At 67.9% G+C, this 16,842-nt stretch carries 29 protein-coding genes; all 29 read left to right on the forward strand.

Going from position 1 to position 16,842, the window contains the following annotated elements; translation table 11 throughout:
• Positions 1-172: 172 nt before the first annotated feature.
• Positions 173-1,411 carry a class C sortase gene (locus tag HMPREF9058_RS01575; RefSeq protein WP_009747501.1) on the forward strand — a complete coding sequence of 413 codons (1,239 nt, stop codon included), beginning with the start codon at positions 173-175 and terminating at the stop codon, positions 1,409-1,411.
• A gap of 258 nt (positions 1,412-1,669) precedes the next feature.
• Positions 1,670-1,978: a 30S ribosomal protein S10 gene (gene rpsJ, locus HMPREF9058_RS01580; protein WP_003786051.1), complete on the forward strand. Its 309-nt coding sequence runs from the start codon at positions 1,670-1,672 to the stop codon at positions 1,976-1,978.
• Between the two features lie 8 nt (positions 1,979-1,986).
• Positions 1,987-2,655 carry a 50S ribosomal protein L3 gene (gene rplC / locus HMPREF9058_RS01585; RefSeq protein ID WP_003789295.1) on the forward strand — a complete coding sequence of 223 codons (669 nt, stop codon included), beginning with the start codon at positions 1,987-1,989 and terminating at the stop codon, positions 2,653-2,655.
• 4 nt (positions 2,656-2,659) lie between these two features.
• Positions 2,660-3,304 carry a 50S ribosomal protein L4 gene (gene rplD / locus HMPREF9058_RS01590; RefSeq protein WP_009403568.1) on the forward strand — a complete coding sequence of 215 codons (645 nt, stop codon included), beginning with the start codon at positions 2,660-2,662 and terminating at the stop codon, positions 3,302-3,304.
• A complete protein-coding gene (gene rplW, locus HMPREF9058_RS01595) occupies positions 3,301-3,603 on the forward strand; it encodes a 50S ribosomal protein L23 (RefSeq protein ID WP_003786064.1) in 303 nt (100 codons plus the stop codon). Before rplD ends, rplW begins: the two co-directional genes overlap by 4 nt.
• Before the next feature lie 26 nt (positions 3,604-3,629).
• Positions 3,630-4,466, forward strand: a complete 837-nt coding sequence (rplB, locus tag HMPREF9058_RS01600; RefSeq protein WP_009747234.1) for a 50S ribosomal protein L2 — start codon at positions 3,630-3,632, stop codon at positions 4,464-4,466.
• 14 nt (positions 4,467-4,480) lie between these two features.
• On the forward strand, positions 4,481-4,759 hold the full coding sequence (rpsS, locus tag HMPREF9058_RS01605) for a 30S ribosomal protein S19 (protein ID WP_003786073.1): 279 nt from the start codon (positions 4,481-4,483) through the stop codon (positions 4,757-4,759).
• Positions 4,760-4,790: 31 nt separating this feature from the next.
• Positions 4,791-5,168: a 50S ribosomal protein L22 gene (rplV, locus tag HMPREF9058_RS01610; RefSeq protein WP_003789298.1), complete on the forward strand. Its 378-nt coding sequence runs from the start codon at positions 4,791-4,793 to the stop codon at positions 5,166-5,168.
• Positions 5,168-5,989: a 30S ribosomal protein S3 gene (rpsC, locus tag HMPREF9058_RS01615; RefSeq protein WP_003789299.1), complete on the forward strand. Its 822-nt coding sequence runs from the start codon at positions 5,168-5,170 to the stop codon at positions 5,987-5,989. The genes rplV and rpsC overlap by 1 nt, the downstream gene beginning before the upstream one ends.
• Positions 5,990-5,992: 3 nt before the next feature.
• Positions 5,993-6,412 (forward strand): 50S ribosomal protein L16, encoded by a 420-nt coding sequence (gene rplP / locus HMPREF9058_RS01620; protein WP_003781881.1) that lies wholly within the window; start codon positions 5,993-5,995, stop codon positions 6,410-6,412.
• Entirely contained in the window at positions 6,412-6,657 is a 246-nt protein-coding gene (gene rpmC, locus HMPREF9058_RS01625) for a 50S ribosomal protein L29 (protein ID WP_009403578.1), read from the forward strand. Before rplP ends, rpmC begins: the two co-directional genes overlap by 1 nt.
• Positions 6,654-6,947, forward strand: coding sequence for a 30S ribosomal protein S17 (gene rpsQ / locus HMPREF9058_RS01630; protein WP_003789301.1), 294 nt, complete (start codon positions 6,654-6,656; stop codon positions 6,945-6,947). The genes rpmC and rpsQ overlap by 4 nt, the downstream gene beginning before the upstream one ends.
• A 568-nt stretch (positions 6,948-7,515) precedes the next feature.
• Positions 7,516-7,884 (forward strand): 50S ribosomal protein L14, encoded by a 369-nt coding sequence (rplN, locus tag HMPREF9058_RS01635; protein ID WP_003781898.1) that lies wholly within the window; start codon positions 7,516-7,518, stop codon positions 7,882-7,884.
• A 2-nt stretch (positions 7,885-7,886) separates the two neighbouring features.
• A complete protein-coding gene (rplX, locus tag HMPREF9058_RS01640; protein WP_003781892.1) occupies positions 7,887-8,231 on the forward strand; it encodes a 50S ribosomal protein L24 in 345 nt (114 codons plus the stop codon).
• Between the two features lie 2 nt (positions 8,232-8,233).
• Positions 8,234-8,791: a 50S ribosomal protein L5 gene (gene rplE / locus HMPREF9058_RS01645; protein WP_043537565.1), complete on the forward strand. Its 558-nt coding sequence runs from the start codon at positions 8,234-8,236 to the stop codon at positions 8,789-8,791.
• 1 nt (position 8,792) lies between these two features.
• Positions 8,793-8,978, forward strand: a complete 186-nt coding sequence (locus HMPREF9058_RS01650; RefSeq protein WP_003781856.1) for a type Z 30S ribosomal protein S14 — start codon at positions 8,793-8,795, stop codon at positions 8,976-8,978.
• Between the two features lie 58 nt (positions 8,979-9,036).
• Positions 9,037-9,435, forward strand: a complete 399-nt coding sequence (gene rpsH, locus HMPREF9058_RS01655; protein WP_003789305.1) for a 30S ribosomal protein S8 — start codon at positions 9,037-9,039, stop codon at positions 9,433-9,435.
• A 21-nt stretch (positions 9,436-9,456) separates the two neighbouring features.
• Positions 9,457-9,996 carry a 50S ribosomal protein L6 gene (gene rplF, locus HMPREF9058_RS01660; protein ID WP_003789306.1) on the forward strand — a complete coding sequence of 180 codons (540 nt, stop codon included), beginning with the start codon at positions 9,457-9,459 and terminating at the stop codon, positions 9,994-9,996.
• Between the two features lie 2 nt (positions 9,997-9,998).
• On the forward strand, positions 9,999-10,379 hold the full coding sequence (gene rplR, locus HMPREF9058_RS01665; protein WP_003789309.1) for a 50S ribosomal protein L18: 381 nt from the start codon (positions 9,999-10,001) through the stop codon (positions 10,377-10,379).
• A gap of 34 nt (positions 10,380-10,413) precedes the next feature.
• Positions 10,414-11,121: a 30S ribosomal protein S5 gene (gene rpsE, locus HMPREF9058_RS01670; RefSeq protein WP_003789310.1), complete on the forward strand. Its 708-nt coding sequence runs from the start codon at positions 10,414-10,416 to the stop codon at positions 11,119-11,121.
• Positions 11,121-11,327 (forward strand): 50S ribosomal protein L30, encoded by a 207-nt coding sequence (gene rpmD / locus HMPREF9058_RS01675; RefSeq protein WP_009396392.1) that lies wholly within the window; start codon positions 11,121-11,123, stop codon positions 11,325-11,327. Before rpsE ends, rpmD begins: the two co-directional genes overlap by 1 nt.
• 1 nt (position 11,328) lies before the next feature.
• Positions 11,329-11,805 carry a 50S ribosomal protein L15 gene (rplO, locus tag HMPREF9058_RS01680; RefSeq protein ID WP_003789315.1) on the forward strand — a complete coding sequence of 159 codons (477 nt, stop codon included), beginning with the start codon at positions 11,329-11,331 and terminating at the stop codon, positions 11,803-11,805.
• A gap of 350 nt (positions 11,806-12,155) precedes the next feature.
• A complete protein-coding gene (secY, locus tag HMPREF9058_RS01685) occupies positions 12,156-13,457 on the forward strand; it encodes a preprotein translocase subunit SecY (protein ID WP_009405748.1) in 1,302 nt (433 codons plus the stop codon).
• Positions 13,454-14,041 (forward strand): adenylate kinase, encoded by a 588-nt coding sequence (locus tag HMPREF9058_RS01690; RefSeq protein WP_009747302.1) that lies wholly within the window; start codon positions 13,454-13,456, stop codon positions 14,039-14,041. Before secY ends, HMPREF9058_RS01690 begins: the two co-directional genes overlap by 4 nt.
• Before the next feature lie 135 nt (positions 14,042-14,176).
• Positions 14,177-15,058 (forward strand): type I methionyl aminopeptidase, encoded by an 882-nt coding sequence (gene map / locus HMPREF9058_RS01695; RefSeq protein WP_009405577.1) that lies wholly within the window; start codon positions 14,177-14,179, stop codon positions 15,056-15,058.
• A 270-nt stretch (positions 15,059-15,328) separates the two neighbouring features.
• Positions 15,329-15,550 (forward strand): translation initiation factor IF-1, encoded by a 222-nt coding sequence (gene infA / locus HMPREF9058_RS01700; protein ID WP_003781847.1) that lies wholly within the window; start codon positions 15,329-15,331, stop codon positions 15,548-15,550.
• A gap of 33 nt (positions 15,551-15,583) precedes the next feature.
• The gene (rpmJ, locus tag HMPREF9058_RS01705) at positions 15,584-15,697 is read left to right on the forward strand and encodes a 50S ribosomal protein L36 (RefSeq protein ID WP_003781903.1); all 114 of its coding nucleotides are present in this window, start codon (positions 15,584-15,586) and stop codon (positions 15,695-15,697) included.
• A 165-nt stretch (positions 15,698-15,862) separates the two neighbouring features.
• Entirely contained in the window at positions 15,863-16,237 is a 375-nt protein-coding gene (gene rpsM, locus HMPREF9058_RS01710) for a 30S ribosomal protein S13 (RefSeq protein ID WP_010614542.1), read from the forward strand.
• Between the two features lie 61 nt (positions 16,238-16,298).
• Positions 16,299-16,700, forward strand: a complete 402-nt coding sequence (gene rpsK, locus HMPREF9058_RS01715; RefSeq protein ID WP_003781888.1) for a 30S ribosomal protein S11 — start codon at positions 16,299-16,301, stop codon at positions 16,698-16,700.
• Positions 16,701-16,842: the final 142 nt, after the last annotated feature.

Consider the following 16,842-nt stretch of genomic DNA (forward strand, 5'->3'; position numbering starts at 1 on the left):
TCAGCCACGTCTTGACCGGGTTCCTCACCTGTCTCGATCCTGAGGCCGAGGCCTGAGCGGAACCGGTGCAGGCACTCGACGGACCCCGATCCGTCGAGCGCCTGCACCGCCATGTGCGAACCCGCACCATCCTCAACCCCGTCCACCCGACCCTGGAAGCGCACGAGGCCCCATGATCTCCCGCAAAGCACGCACACCCCGCACCGCCCGGACTCCGCGCACCCGCGCCTCGAGCCTCCAGAAGCACCGCCGTCCCCGCGCCTGGCGCCTGTCGGTCTCCGCCCTGGTCACCTCCATCATGGCGCTGGTGGGCATGGGGCTGCTGACCTATCCGACGGCGGCCTCCTGGGTCGCCCAGTACAACCAGTCGAAGGTGACTGCCGACTACTCCGCCCAGGTCGATGGGGCCCGTCCCGACGCCAAGACCCAGGTCGAGCAGGCGCACGCCTACAACGACGCGCTCTCGGCCGGAGCGGTCCTGGAGGCCAACAACCACGTCCCCACCGGCGCCGGCTCCAGCAAGGACAGCTCCCTGCAGTACGCCAACATCCTCAAGGCCAACAACGAGGGCCTCATGGCCCGCCTGAAGATCCCCTCCATCTCCCTGGACCTGCCCGTCTACCACGGCACGGCCGACGACACCCTCCTCAAGGGCCTGGGGCACCTGGAGGGCACCTCGTTGCCGGTCGGGGGAGAGGGGACCCGCTCGGTCATCACCGGGCACCGCGGCCTGGCCGAGGCCACCATGTTCACCAACCTGGACAAGGTCAAGACCGGTGACAGCCTCATCGTCGAAGTCTTCGGAGAGGTCCTCACCTACCGGGTCACCAGCACCAAGGTCGTCGAGCCCGAGGAGACCGAGGCTCTGCGCGCCGAAGAGGGCAAGGACCTGCTCACCCTGGTGACCTGCACGCCCCTGGGCATCAACACCCACCGCATCCTGCTGACCGGCGAGCGCATCTACCCGACCCCTGCCAAGGACCTCGCGGCGGCGGGCAAGCGCCCCGACGTTCCCCACTTCCCCTGGTGGGCCGTGGGTCTGGCCGCGGGGCTCATCGTCATCGGGCTGTACCTGTGGCGCTCGGGCTACGCGGCGGCGCGGGCCAAGGAGCGGGCCCTGGCCAGGGCCCGTGCTGCGCAGGAGGAGCCGCGCCCCCAGACCTGGGCGGAGCAGATGCGGATCTGGATGGATGACGACGCCGGCGTCGAGCCCCAACGGTGGTTCACCGACCTTCCGGTGCCTCCCCAGCCCTCCGAGATGGAGAACCTGTCGCTCCTGGAGGAGATCGCGTCGCTGTCGGCGCCGTCGGGACAATGGGATGACCAGGAGCTCATCGACACCGCGGAGATCCCGGTGCTGGACGCGACACGCCCGAGCGCGGGGGCCAGTGGGCGGACTCACAGCCTCTAGGCCCCATCCTGGGTTCCGCTGCCCGCGCGAGCCCTGATAACGTAATCCGGCCGGCCAAGGGCGTGCACATGCGTGCCCCTGGTTGTGCCGCCCCGGGATCACCCCGGGAATCATACTGACGGACCCGTTCCTCCTGAACGGGTTTCCGTGTGTCCAGACCGGTTCACCGCCTCCCGACGCGGGAGCGGCGCGCGTCCTGAAGCGACACGCCCGAGCGCGTGGACCGGCCAGAAGCAAGTACAAGAGAGGTTAGGCGCCATGGCGGGACAGAAGATCCGCATCCGGCTCAAGTCCTACGACCACGAGGTCATTGACTCCTCGGCGCGCAAGATCGTCGACGTCGTGACCCGCGCTGGCGCGACGGTCGTGGGCCCGGTGCCGCTGCCGACCGAGAAGAACGTGTTCTGCGTGATCCGGTCGCCGCACAAGTACAAGGACAGCCGCGAGCACTTCGAGATGCGCACGCACAAGCGGCTGATCGACATCGTCGACCCGACGCCCAAGGCCGTCGACTCGCTCATGCGTCTCGACCTGCCCGCTGACGTCAACATCGAGATCAAGCTCTGAGGACTGCCATGACAACGCTTAACACGCCGGCTGCCGCCGCGCCTGCCAAGGCGCTGCTCGGCACCAAGCTCGGCATGACGCAGATCTGGGACGAGAACGGGGTCCTGCGCCCTGTGACCGTCGTCCGGGTCGACACCAACGTCGTGACCCAGGTCCGCACCATCGAGACCGATGGCTACGAGGCCGTTCAGCTCGCCTTCGGCGACATCGACGCCAGCAAGGTCACCAAGCCGCTCGCCGGCCACTTCGCCAAGGCCGGGGTCGAGCCCCGCCGCCACGTGGCGGAGATCCGCACCTCCCTGGCGTCGGAGTTCACCCCCGGCCAGGAGCTGGCCGCTGACACCTTCGAGGTCGGCCAGCTGGTCGACGTCACCGGGACCTCCAAGGGTAAGGGGTTCGCCGGTGTCATGAAGCGCCACGGCTTCGCCGGTGTCGGCGCCTCCCACGGTGCTCACCGCAACCACCGCAAGCCGGGCTCCATCGGCGCCTGCGCCACCCCCGGGCGCATCTTCAAGGGCCTGCGCATGGCCGGTCGTATGGGCCACGCGCGCCGCACCGTCCAGAACCTCAAGATCCGCGGCATCGACGTTGACAAGGGCGTTCTGCTCGTCAACGGCGCGATCCCCGGCCCCAAGGGCTCGGTCGTCGTCGTCCGCACCGCCGTGAAGGGAGCCTGAGACCATGACTGAGGCACTCACCGTCGACGTCGTCGACTCCGCGGGCAAGAAGACCGGCAGCGTCGAGCTGCCCGCCGAGGTCTTCGACGCCCCCCTCAACATTCCGCTCATGCACCAGGTGGTCGTCGGCCAGCTGGCCGCGGCCCGCCAGGGCACCCACGCCACCAAGACCCGCGGCGACGTCCGCGGCGGTGGCCGCAAGCCCTACCGCCAGAAGGGCACCGGCCGCGCCCGCCAGGGCTCGACCCGCGCCCCGCAGTTCGTCGGCGGTGGCACCGTCCACGGCCCGCAGCCGCGCGACTACACCCAGCGGACCCCCAAGAAGATGAAGGCCGCCGCCCTGCGCAGCGCCCTGTCCGACCGCGCCCGCAACGGCCGCGTCCACGTCATCACCGAGTTCGTCACCACCACGGTGCCCTCCACCAAGAACGCCCTGGTCGCGCTGCGCAACCTCACCGACCGCAAGGCCCTGGTGATTGTGGACCGTCAGGACGACCTGTCCAGGCTCAGCCTGCGCAACGCCCCCGAGGCGCACGTCCTGTGGGCCGACCAGCTCAACACCTACGACGTCCTCAAGTCCGACGACGTCGTCTTCACGGCCTCTGGCCTGGACGCGTTCCTGGGCAAGGGTGAGGAGGAGTCCAAGTGAGCCTCGAGAAGTCCAAGAACCCCCGCGACGTCATCATCGCGCCGGTGGTCTCCGAGAAGTCCTACGCCTGCATGGACCGTGGCCAGTACACGTTCATCGTGGCGCCGGGATCCAACAAGACCGAGATCAAGCAGGCCGTTGAGGCCATCTTCGATGTCAAGGTCTCCTCGGTGAACACCATCAACCGCAAGGGCAAGACGCACCGCACCCGCACCGGGATCGGCAAGTCCAAGGACACCCGCCGTGCGATCGTCACCCTGCGCGAGGGGACCATCGACATCTTCGGTGATGTGGCCTAGTGCGCCACGGAAGGTAAAGGATCGATATGGGAATCCGTAAGTACAAGCCCACGACCCCGGGTCGTCGCGGCTCCTCCGTGGCCGACTTCGTGGAGATCACGCGCAGCACGCCCGAGAAGTCGCTGGTGCGCCCGCTGAGCAAGTCCGGTGGACGTAACTCCTCCGGTCGTATCACCACCCGCCACAAGGGTGGTGGCCACAAGCGCGCCTACCGTCTCATCGACTTCCGTCGTCACGACAAGGACGGCGTGCCCGCGAAGGTCGCTCACATCGAGTACGACCCCAACCGCACCGCGCGCATCGCCCTGCTCCACTACATGGACGGCGAGAAGCGCTACATCATCGCCCCGAACAAGCTCCGTCAGGGCGACGTCGTCGAGGCCGGCCCCAGCGCCGACATCAAGCCCGGCAACAACCTGCAGCTGCGTCACATCCCCACCGGTACGGTCGTCCACGCGGTCGAGCTGCGTCCCGGTGGCGGGGCCAAGATCGCTCGCAGCGCCGGCACCTCCGTCCAGCTGGTCGCCAAGGAGGGCAAGTACGCGCAGCTGCGCATGCCCTCCGGGGAGATCCGCAACGTGGAGGCAGCCTGCCGCGCCACCATCGGCGAGGTCGGCAACGCCGAGCAGTCCAACATCAACTGGGGCAAGGCCGGCCGTATGCGCTGGAAGGGCGTGCGCCCGACCGTCCGCGGTGTCGTCATGAACCCGGTGGACCACCCGCACGGTGGTGGTGAGGGCAAGACCTCCGGTGGTCGTCACCCCGTCTCGCCGTGGGGCAAGCCCGAGGGCCGCACCCGCCGTCCCAACAAGTCCAGCGACCGCCTCATCGTGCGTCGTCGTCGGACCGGCAAGAAGCGCTGATAGGAGCCTGAATCATGCCGCGTAGTCTGAAGAAGGGTCCCTTCGTCGACGACCACCTCCTCAAGAAGGTGGACGCTCAGAACGAGAAGGGCACCAAGAACGTCATTAAGACCTGGTCCCGCCGTTCGGTCATCACGCCGGACTTCCTGGGGCACACCTTCGCCGTCCACGACGGTCGTAAGCACGTGCCGGTCTTCGTTACCGAGTCCATGGTGGGCCACAAGCTCGGTGAGTTCGCTCCGACCCGCACCTTCCGCGGGCACGTCAAGGACGACCGCAAGTCGCGTCGCTGACGGACGTCGGAAAGTTTGAGAGGCAGAGAACATGGAAGCCAAGGCGCAGGCCAAGTACGTGCGCTGCACGCCGATGAAGGCGCGCCGGGTCGTGGACGTCGTCCGCGGCAAGCGCGCCGTCGAGGCCGTCAACGTGCTCCGATTCGCCCCGCAGGCCGCTGCGGTGCCGGTGCGCAAGGTCCTCGAGTCCGCAATCGCCAACGCCCGGTTCAAGGCTGAGCGTGACGGTGAGCGTTTCGACGAGAACGACCTGTTCATCATCGAGGCGTTCGCCGACGAGGGTCCCACCCTGAAGCGGTTCCGTCCCCGTGCGCAGGGCCGGGCCAGCAGGATCCTCAAGCGGACCAGCCACATCACCGTCATCGTCGGGGACAAGTCCGACGCCGCAACGAAGGAAGGAGCCCGGTAATGGGGCAGAAGGTCAACCCGACCGGGTTCCGCCTGGGCATCACCACGGACCACCGTTCGCGCTGGTTCGCCGACTCCACCAAGCCCGGTCAGCGTTACCGCGACTTCGTGGAGGAGGATGTCAAGATCCGCCGCCTCATGGAGGACGGCATGGAGCGGGCCGGAATCTCCAAGGTCGATATCGAGCGCACCCGTGACCGCGTGCGCGTCGACCTGCACACCGCCCGTCCCGGCATCGTCATCGGTCGCCGTGGGGCCGAGGCCGAGCGCCTGCGCGGTCAGCTCGAGAAGCTGACCGGCAAGCAGGTCCAGCTCAACATCCTCGAGGTCAAGAGCCCCGACCTGGACGCCCAGCTGGTCGCCCAGGGCATCGCCGAGCAGCTCGCCTCCCGCGTGTCCTTCCGTCGCGCCATGCGCAAGGGCATGCAGTCCGCGATGCGCGCCGGCGCCAAGGGCATCCGGGTGCAGTGCTCCGGCCGCCTGGGCGGCGCCGAGATGAGCCGCAGCGAGTTCTACCGCGAGGGGCGCGTGCCGCTGCACACCCTGCGCGCGAACATCGACTACGGCTTCTACGAGGCCAAGACCACCTTCGGCCGCCTCGGCGTCAAGGTGTGGATCTACAAGGGCGACATCACCGAGCGCGAGTTCGCCCGCCAGCAGGCCGAGTCCGGCTCCCGTGGCCGGGGCCGGGGCGAGCGCCGCGGCGGCCGTCGTGGCGACCGCGGTGAGCGCGGTTCGCGTCAGAACACCGAGCAGCAGCAGGCAGCCGAGCAGACGCCGGCCGCCGAGACCGCTGCCGCAGACCAGGGAACGGAGGCCTGAGCCGTGCTCATCCCCCGCCGGACCAAGTTCCGCAAGCAGCACCGCCCGCACCGCACGGGCCTTTCCAAGGGCGGCAACCAGATCGCCTTCGGTGAGTACGGCATCCAGGCCCTCGAGCCCGCCTACATCACCAACCGCCAGATCGAGGCGGCCCGTATCGCCATGACCCGCCACATCAAGCGTGGCGGCAAGGTGTGGATCAACATCTTCCCGGACCGCCCCCTGACCAAAAAGCCCGCCGAGACCCGTATGGGTTCCGGTAAGGGTGCACCCGAGTGGTGGATCGCCAACGTCAAGCCCGGACGCATCTTGTTCGAGCTCGGCGGTGTCGACGAGGCCCTCGCCCGCGAGGCCATGCGCCGCGCACAGCACAAGCTTCCGATGAAGACCCGTTTCGTGACTCGTGAGGGTGGTGACGTCTGATGGCAATCGGTTCCAAGGGCCTGACCCCCGCCGACCTCGACGGCATGGACAACGAGCGCCTCTCCGAGGAGCTCTCCAAGGCCAAGGCCGAGCTGTTCAACCTCCGGTTCGCCTCGGCGACCGGCCAGCTCGAGGACCACGGACGTCTCAAGGCTGTGCGTCGCGACATCGCCCGCATCTACACGATCGTGCGCGAGCGTGAGCTCGGTATTCGCACCGCCCCGAGCACGGAGGAGTCCAAGTGAGCGAGCAGACCAGCACTGAGAACGTCGAGCAGTCCACCGAGCGCCCCCAGCGCAAGGTGCGTCGCGGCTACGTCGTCTCCGACAAGATGGACAAGACGGTGGTCGTCCTCGTCGAGGAGCGCTACAAGCACTCCCTGTACGGCAAGGTCCTCCGTCGTTCCAAGAAGGTCAAGGTCCACGACGAGAACAACGAGGCCGGTGTCGGCGATCTCGTCTCCATTATGGAGACCCGCCCGCTGAGCGCCACCAAGCACTTCCGCCTCCTGGAGATCCTCGAGCGCGCCAAGTGACCCTCGGCTGAACGCCGCCCTCGACGACGTCGAGACGGCCCCCGACGCCGCAGCATCCCTCCCGGGAGGCTGCGGCGTCGGCGTCGTTGGCTGCTACCGATGAATGATGACAGTCAGGCGGATCGGGGACTGCGCTTTCCGACGAGGACGTCCTGTTCCCCCAAAGGACGACGGTAGTGCCCCAGTCGTCTGGAGGACAACGCAGTCCTCGGCGGGCAGGTACGTCCTCGATCAGGGGTCGATGGGCCGACCGGGTGCTTCGAGCGTCGGCGTCGGAGGTCCGGGAAAAGCCGGTGAGCAAAGGCACAGGGCGGGCTGGTCATCTCAGGTTCCGCGTGATGCGGCGGCTGGACTAGGCTAATGGAGTTGCGCGCGCCCTCGGTGCGCCCGGCAGAGACCTCGTGCAGTCTGCGCCTGTGTCTGTCGGGACAACGTACCGCGGGAATCCCCTATCCCTGGGTCAGCCTCGTGCGGCCAGCGGCCGGGGGAGACGTGTGCAAGACCAGAAGAACGTTCGGCCAGGCTCAGGAGCTTCCTGAGAACCGGCTCGACGACAGGAGAACACTCAATGATCCAGCAGGAGTCGCGACTGAAGGTCGCCGACAACACCGGTGCCAAGGAGATCCTTTGCATCCGTGTTCTCGGTGGATCGGGTCGGCGCTATGCGGGTATCGGCGACACGATCGTCGCCACCGTCAAGGACGCCATTCCCGGCGGCAACGTGAAGAAGGGCGAGGTCGTCAAGGCCGTCGTCGTGCGTGCCCGCAAGGAGCGTCGTCGTCCCGACGGCTCATACATCCGCTTCGACGAGAACGCCGCCGTCATCCTCAAGAACGATGGGGAGCCGCGCGGTACGCGCATCTTCGGCCCCGTCGGCCGTGAGCTTCGCGAGAAGAAGTTCATGCGCATCGTCTCGCTCGCCCCGGAGGTGATCTGAACATGGCACGCATCAAGAAGGGCGACCAGGTCATCGTCATCGCCGGTAAGGACAAGGGCAAGACCGGCCGCGTTCTGGAGGTCCTCAAGGGCACTGACCGTGTCATCGTCGAGGGCGTCCAGCGCGTGACCAAGCACACCAAGGTGGGGCAGTCCCAGCAGGGCGCCCGCACCGGCGGCATCGAGACCGTTGAGGCGCCCATCCACGCCTCCAACGTCATGCTCGTCGACCCCAAGACGAAGAAGCGCACCCGCGTGGGCTTCCGCGTCGAGGAGGGCGTGCGTCCCGACGGCCGCAAGCGCACCGTCCGCGTGCGTTACGCCAAGAAGAGCGGGGAGGACCTGTGACCATGGCTGAGAAGACCACCCCCCGTCTCAAGACGAAGTACGCCGAGGAGGTGCGCCCCGCCCTGCTCAAGGAGTTCCAGCACGGCAACGTGATGGAGGTCGGGCGCGTCGTCAAGGTCGTCGTCAACATGGGTGTGGGCGAGGCCGCCCACGACTCCAAGATGATCGAGGGCGCCGTGCGCGACCTCGCCGCCATCACCGGCCAGAAGCCCCAGGTCACCCGGGCCCGCAAGTCCATCGCGCAGTTCAAGCTGCGTGAGGGCATGCCGATCGGCGCGCACTCCACGCTGCGCGGCGACCGCATGTGGGAGTTCCTGGACCGTCTGGTCTCGATCTCGCTGCCCCGTATCCGCGACTTCCGCGGTCTGAGCCCCAAGCAGTTCGACGGGAACGGCAACTACACCTTCGGTCTGACTGAGCAGGCTGTCTTCCACGAGATCGACCAGGACCAGATCGACCGCGTCCGCGGCATGGACATCACCGTGGTGACCACGGCCAAGACCGACGAGGAGGCCCGCTCGCTGCTCAAGCAGCTCGGCTTCCCCTTCAAGGAGAAGTGAGATGGCGAAGACCGCACTGATTGAGAAGGCGAACCGCAAGCCCAAGTTCGGTGTCCGTGCCTACACGCGCTGCCAGCGCTGCGGCCGCCCGCACTCGGTCTACCGCAAGTTCGGCCTGTGCCGTATCTGCCTGCGTGAGATGGCCCTTCGCGGCGAGCTCCCGGGCGTGAGCAAGTCCAGCTGGTAAGAACTTACGTCGCAGGTCCGCTGAGGAAACCACGACGAGGAAGGGCCAAGGCCCACTCATGACAATGACAGACCCCATCGCAGACATGCTGACCCGTCTGCGCAACGCAAACAGCGCCTACCACGACACCGTGTCGATGCCGTCGAGCAAGCTCAAGGTGAACATCGCTGAGATGCTCAAGGCCGAGGGCTACATCGCCGGCTACGAGGTCACGGACGCCGAGGTCGGCAAGACGCTCACGCTGAGCCTCAAGTACGGAGCCAACCGCCAGCGGGCCATCCAGGGCCTGCGCCGGATCTCCAAGCCCGGCCTGCGCGTCTACGCCAAGTCCACCAACCTGCCCAAGGTCCTCGGCGGCCTGGGAGTGGCGATCCTGTCCACCTCCTCCGGCCTCCTGACCGACAAGCAGGCCGAGTCGCGTGGCGTGGGCGGCGAAGTCCTCGCCTACGTCTGGTAAGAGAAGGAACGGAGGAAAACCATGTCTCGTATTGGACGGCTCCCCGTTCCGGTTCCTGCCGGAGTGGACGTCACCATCGACGGCCAGGACGTGACGGTCAAGGGCCCCAAGGGCACCCTGTCCCGCACGATCAGCGAACCCCTGAGCGTCACCCGCCAGGAGGACGGCTCCATCCTGGTCACGCGCCCCGACGACGAGCGCCGCTCGCGCTCGCTGCACGGACTGTCGCGCACCCTCATCAACAACATGGTGATCGGCGTCACCGAGGGCTACTCCAAGCAGCTCGAGATCGTCGGCACCGGTTACCGCGTCGCCGCCAAGGGCCAGAGCATCGAGCTCTCCCTCGGCTTCTCCCACACCGTGACCGTTGAGCCCCCCGAGGGCATCACCTTCACGGTCGACGGCAACCTGAAGATCACCGTCTCCGGTATCTCCAAGGAGCAGGTCGGCGAGGTCGCGGCGAACATTCGCAAGATCCGTCCGCCGGAGCCCTACAAGGGCAAGGGCGTGCGCTACGCCGGCGAGAACGTGCGCCGCAAGGTCGGAAAGGCTGGTAAGTGACCATGGCTTACTCGATCAAGAGGGGCAAGGGCAACCCCCGCGCCATCGCCCGCAAGATCCGTCACCAGCGCGTGCGCAAGCACATCTCCGGCACGCCCGAGCGTCCCCGCCTGGTGGTCACCCGGTCCAACCGCCACATGGTGGCTCAGGTCGTGGACGACACCATCGGCCACACCCTGTGCGCCGCCTCCACCCTGGAGGAGGCCGCCAAGGGCGTCGAGGGCCACAAGGTGGGCGCCGCCCACAAGGTCGGCGAGCTCATCGCCGAGCGGGCCAAGGCACTGGGCATCGAGGCAGTCGTGTTCGACCGCGGCGGCAACAAGTACCACGGCCGTGTCGCGGCCGTCGCCGAGGGCGCCCGTGAGGGCGGCCTGAAGCTGTGAGCACTAAGACGACGAGAAAGCAGAGGAACATCTGATGGCTGCACCGCAGCGAGACAGGTCCGCGTCGTCCGACGGCTCGGCCCAGCGCGAGAACGACGAGCGCCGGGGCGAGGGCCGCGGCCGCCGCGACCGCAACAACGACCGCCGCGACCGTGGTCGCGGCAACGACGACAAGTACATCGAGCGCGTCGTCACCATCAACCGCGTGTCCAAGGTCGTCAAGGGCGGCCGCCGCTTCACCTTCACGGCCCTCGTGGTCGTCGGTGACGGTGAGGGCACCGTCGGCGTGGGCTACGGCAAGGCGAAGGAAGTTCCCTCCGCCATCGCCAAGGCCGTCGAGATCGCGAAGAAGAACTTCTTCCACGTCCCGATGATCCGCCGCACCATCCCGCACCTGGTCCAGGGTGAGGACTCCGCCGGAGTCGTCCTCCTGCGCCCGGCGTCCCCCGGTACCGGTGTTATCGCCGGCGGTCCGGTGCGCGCCGTGCTGGACTGCGCCGGTGTCCACGACATCCTGTCCAAGTCGCTGGGCTCCTCCAACGCGATCAACATCGTGCACGCCACGGTGGACGCCCTCAAGCAGCTGGAGCAGCCCGAGGCCGTCGCGGCCCGCCGTGGCCTGCCCCTGGAGGACGTCGCCCCGCAGTCCATGCTGCGGGCCCGCGCCGAGGGCGAGGCCGACAAGCGCGCTCAGGCTGAGAAGCAGGAGGCCGAGAAGGCCGCTGAAGGAGTGGGTGCGTGATGGCTGAGTCCGCATCGAAGCAGATGACCAAGCAGCTCAAGGTCACTCAGGTCCGCTCTGGCATCGGGGGCACCCACCGCCAGCGCGAGTCCCTCAAGACCCTGGGTCTGCGCAAGATCCGCCAGTCCGTCGTGCGCGAGGACAGCCCCAGCGTGCGCGGCCTGATTGCCACGGTGCACCACCTGGTCACCGTTGAGGAGGTCTGAGATGGCTGACACCGAGAACACGCAGGAGGAGAAGGTGCGCGTCGTCAAGCTGCACCACCTGCGTCCCGCCCCCGGCGCCAAGAAGGCCAAGACCCGCGTGGGTCGTGGTGAGGCGTCCAAGGGTAAGACCGCCGGTCGCGGTACCAAGGGCACCAAGGCTCGTTACCAGGTCCGTCCTGGTTTCGAGGGTGGCCAGATGCCGCTGCACATGCGTCTTCCCAAGCTGCGCGGCTTCCGCAACCCCAACCGGGTCGAGTTCCAGCCCGTGAACGTCGGCCGTATCGCCGAGCTGTTCCCCGAGGGCGGCACGGTGACCGTGGAGGACCTCGTCGCCAAGGGTGCGGTTCGCAAGAACCAGCTCGTCAAGGTTCTCGGCGGCGGCGACGTCACCGTGGCCCTGACGCTCACGGTCGACGCCTGGTCCGGCTCCGCCAAGGAGAAGATCGAGGCCGCCGGCGGCACCATCGCCACGCGCTGAACGTCGTCGGGCCGAGCCCGGCACGGGTGACACCCCGACGGCGCGGCCCTGACGAGAAGCGACATCACAGACCCCGGCGGTCCAGGGAAACCTGGGCCGCCGGGGTCTGTCGTGCGCGGGCCTCGCACCGCACGACGGCTCCTGCGCACCTGCGGCCGGGTGCCTTGGATCACCCCGGGCAACCGCACCGGGACGAGACGTGAGAAAACCCGCACCCCAGCCACGTTGCAAGCCCATCTCAGCGCCCAGGTGGCGAGCTCGGCGGGGTAGTCTGGGCCGGGCGCAGTTCCCCTGCGCTCCGCCTTGCTGCCCGCAAGGCCGAACCCACCCCCGAGTCCACAGGAGATCGAGTGCTCAGCGCGTTCACTCAGGCGTTCAGAACGCCAGACCTCAGGGCGAAGCTGCTCTTCACCCTCGGCATCATGGCCCTGTTCCGGCTCGGGTCGATCCTGCCGGCGCCCGGCGTCAACCTGGCCAACGCCAAGTACTGCATCGGGGAGGCCGGCAAGGACCAGAACCTCCTCAGCCTGGTCAACGTCTTCTCCGGTGGTGCGCTGCTCCAGCTGAGCGTCTTCGCGCTGGGCATCATGCCCTACATCACCGCCTCCATCATCATCCAGCTCCTGCGGGTCGTCATCCCCCGCTTCGAGGAGCTCCACAAGGAGGGGCAGGCGGGCACCGCCAAACTCACCGAGTACACCCGCTACCTCACCATCGGCCTGGGACTGCTGCAGTCCAGCACCATCGTGGCCACGGCCAAGAGCGGTCAGCTCTTCCAGGGGTGCGCCAGGGCCCAGCACATCATCGCCGGCGACTCGATCGTCACCCCGCTGCTCATCATCATCACCATGACCGCCGGTACTGGCCTCATCATGTGGCTGGGTGAGCTCATCACCGAGCGCGGCATCGGCAACGGCATGTCGCTGCTCATCTTCACCTCCATCGTGGCCCAGTTCCCCTCCAACATGTTCTCCATCGCCGGAGGCAACAACGGCGCGGCCAACTTCGCCATCATCGTGGCCGTCGTCCTCCTGGCCACCCTGGCGGTGGTGTACATCGAGCAGGCCCAGCGGCGCATCCCCGTGCAGTACGCCAAGCGGATGATCGGGCGCCGCCAGTACGGCGGATCGACCACCTACATCCCGGTCAAGATCAACACCGCCGGCGTCATCCCCGTCATCTTCGCCTCCTCGATCCTGGCCATGCCCCAGCTCATCGCCGGCTTCGGGAGCCCCACGAGCAAGTGGGTGCAGTGGATCCTGACGAACCTGCAGCAGACGAGCCCGATCTACCTGACCGCCTACGGCGTCCTCATCCTCTTCTTCGCCTTCTTCTACACGGCCATCACCTTCGACGCCGAGGAGATCGCGGACAACATGAAGCGCTACGGCGGCTTCATCCCCGGCATCCGCGCCGGTGAGCCCACCGTGCGCTACCTGTCCTACGTCATCAACCGCATCACGACGGCCGGCTCCATCTACCTGGTGGTCCTCGCCCTCATCCCGACGCTTGCCGTCATCTGGCTGGACCTGGCCCAGCACCTGCCCTTCGGCGGAACCACTATCCTCATCATGGTGGGTGTGGGCCTCCAGACCGTCAAGGAAGTCAACTCCCAGCTGCAGCAGCGTCACTACGAAGGGTTCTTGTCATGAGCGCACGCATGGTTCTTCTCGGTCCCCCCGGAGCGGGTAAGGGCACCCAGGCCGCCCGGATCGCCGAGCGCCTGAGCATCCCGGCCATCTCCACCGGAGACATCTTCCGCGCCAACGTCGCCGGTGCCACCGAGCTCGGCACCCAGGCCAAGGCCTACATGGACAAGGGCGAGTACGTCCCCGACTCCATCACCAACGCCATGGTGGCCGACCGCATCGCCCAGGACGACTGCGAGAACGGATTCCTCCTGGACGGCTACCCGCGCACCACGGCCCAGGTCGGAGAGCTCGACTCCATGCTGAAGGCCTCGGGCCTGGCCCTCGACGTCGTCGTCGAGATCACCGCCGACGCTGAGGCCGTCGTCGCCCGCCTGCTCAAGCGGGCCGGCGAGCAGGGGCGGGCCGACGACACCGAGCCGGTCATCCGCCGCCGCCTCGAGGTCTACGCCGAGTCCACGGCGCCGCTGGCCGGGCTCTACGCCGAGCGCGACCTGCTGGTTCAGGTCGACGGTATGGGCGAGATCGACGTCGTCACCGGCCGCATCATGGAGGCCCTCGCCTCCCGCGGCATCACCGGCTCCTGAAGCCCACGCTCACCGGCGGGTCGTCTGCTTAAGCGGACGACCCGCCTGCGCATGCTCCGGCCCGTTCCCGTCCCTGACGGGGGAGCCGGAACCGCCCCAGGCCCAGCCCGCTACACACGACCCCAGGAGGCACCCGTGCTCTCACGCGAACAGATCCAGATCAAGACGCCGGAGCAGGTTCGTCTCATGCGCCGGGCCGGGCTCGTCGTCGCCGACATCCACGCCGCCCTGCGCGAGGCGGTGCGTGCAGGAATCACCACCGCCGAGCTCGACGCCGTCTCGGCCGGGGTCATCAAGGCCGCCGGCGCTCACTCCAACTTCCTGGGTTACTACGACTACCCGGCCACCGTGTGCATCTCCGTCAACGACGAGGTCGTCCACGGCATCCCCGGTGAGCGGGTTCTGGCCGACGGCGACCTGGTCACCTTCGACTGCGGCGCCTACATCGTCGACGAGGACGGCACCCAGTGGCACGGCGACGCCGCCTTCACCACCGTCGTCGGCGGGACGTACCTGAGCGAGACCGATCAGCTCGTGGATACCACCACCCGGCAGGCCCTGTGGGAGGCCATTGCCGCCGTCGCCCGCGCCGCAGCGGGGGAGGGGCGGGGGCGCCAGCTGTGCCTCAACGCGGTAGGCGACGCCGTCGAGACCGTTGTCGCGGACGTGGCCGAGCGGGAGGGGCACGAGCTGGGGATCCTCCAGGAGTATGTCGGCCACGGCATCGGCACGAGCATGCACATGGCCCCCGACGTCCTCAACTACTCCGTCAAACGGCGCGGCCCCCGCCTGCGCCCCGGCATGGTGCTGGCCATCGAGCCCATGCTCACCGCCGGCAGCCCGGACACACGCGAGCTCGACGACGGCTGGACCGTCGTCACCCGGGACGGCTCACACGCTGCCCAGTGGGAGCACACCGTGGCCATCGTCCCCGGCGGCGTGTGGGTCCTTACCGCGCCCGACGGCGGCGCCGAGGGCCTCGCCCCCTACGGCATCGTGCCCAAGGCGCTGGGCTGAGACGCCGAGGCGGGAACTGCTGCGACGCACGCGCCTGCGGTGTGTCAGGAAACACCGCGTGATCGCGCCATCTGGCATGGTGGAGCCCTGGCCGTCTGCCGTAAAGTTATCCGCTGGACGCGCGTCCGTCGATGACGCATGCCCTCGTACCGCATTCACGACCCTGGCAACGGGGACCCGCCTGCGGTGGGCCTGCGCAACGGCGACCGCGACTGCCCGGCGGCGACGTCGTCGGGGTGAACTCGAGCGAGAAAGCACCGATGGAGGAACATGGCTAAGAAGGACGGAGTCATCGAGGTCGAGGGATCGGTCGTCGAGGCCCTTCCGAACGCGATGTTCCGGGTGGAGCTGAGCAACGGGCACGTCGTGCTCGCGCACATCTCCGGAAAGATGCGGCAGCACTACATCCGCATCCTCCCCGAGGACCGGGTGGTCGTGGAGCTGAGCCCCTACGACCTGTCCCGCGGCCGAATCGTCTACCGGTACAAGTGACATGTCGGCTCTCAGAGCCGGCGGAGGAACATCATGAAGGTCAAGCCGAGCGTCAAGAAGATCTGTGACAGCTGCAAGGTGATTCGTCGCCACGGCCGCGTCATGGTCATCTGCGAGAACCCGCGGCACAAGCAGCGTCAGGGCTGAGTCCCCGGCGCCGGGCCGCCCAGAGACCTGGACGGCCCTTTCCAGCACCCATCCCAGCGCACCCGCACCGCGGGTCCGCAACCCCCGGTTCTCGGAGGCCGGGGCCACCAGGCGAGGTGGAGGAGATGGGTGACGACCTCCGGGAGCACACAGGAGAACCACACCGTGGCACGCATTTCCGGTGTCGACCTGCCTCGCGAGAAGCGAGTCGAGATCGCACTCACCTACATCTTCGGGATCGGACGCACCCGCGCGGACGAGACCCTGAAGGCGACGGGCGTCAACCCCGACACCCGCGTCAAGGACCTCACCGAGGAGGAGCTGGTCAAGCTCCGCACCCACATCGACGGCAACTACCAGGTTGAGGGTGACCTGCGTCGTGAGGTTCAGGCGGACATCCGCCGCAAGATCGAGATCGGCTGCTACCAGGGCCTGCGCCACCGCCGCCACCTGCCGGTGCACGGTCAGCGCACCAAGACCAACGCGCGTACCCGCAAGGGCCCCAAGCGCACCGTGGCCGGTAAGAAGAAGGCCAAGTAAGCAGCAGCTCGCGCCCGCTTAGCGCAGGGCGCAGTGACGACCTCATCACGAAGAAGGAAGAATGCCTCCCAAGACCCGCGCCGCCGCGCGCAAGACGCGCCGCAAGGACCGCAAGAACGTTACCCACGGTCACGCCTACATCAAGTCCACCTTCAACAACACCATCGTCTCGCTGACGGACCCGCAGGGCGCCGTCATCGCCTGGTGCTCCTCCGGCCAGGTCGGCTTCAAGGGCTCGCGCAAGTCGACCCCCTACGCCGCCCAGCTCGCTGCCGAGGCCGCCGCCCGGCGCGCCCAGGAGCACGGCATGAAGAAGGTTGACGTCTTCGTCAAGGGTCCCGGCTCCGGCCGCGAGACCGCGATCCGCTCCCTCCAGGCCGCCGGCCTCGAGGTCGGCTCGATCACCGACGTCACCCCCCAGGCCTTCAACGGCTGCCGCCCGCCCAAGCGCCGTCGCGTCTGAGCTTCAAGGGACGACGGCGCAGCCGGTTGCTGCGTCGTCGTCTCACCACGTTCCGCCCCCACGGCGGGACGCGGAGTAGGGCCGGCCCGGTCGGGCCGGCTGCTCCACCCATGAGGAACGGCGTCATATAGCGGGCGCCGCG

It is taken from the genome of Actinomyces sp. oral taxon 175 str. F0384, assembly GCF_000223355.1.
Taxonomy (GTDB): domain Bacteria; phylum Actinomycetota; class Actinomycetes; order Actinomycetales; family Actinomycetaceae; genus Actinomyces; species Actinomyces oris.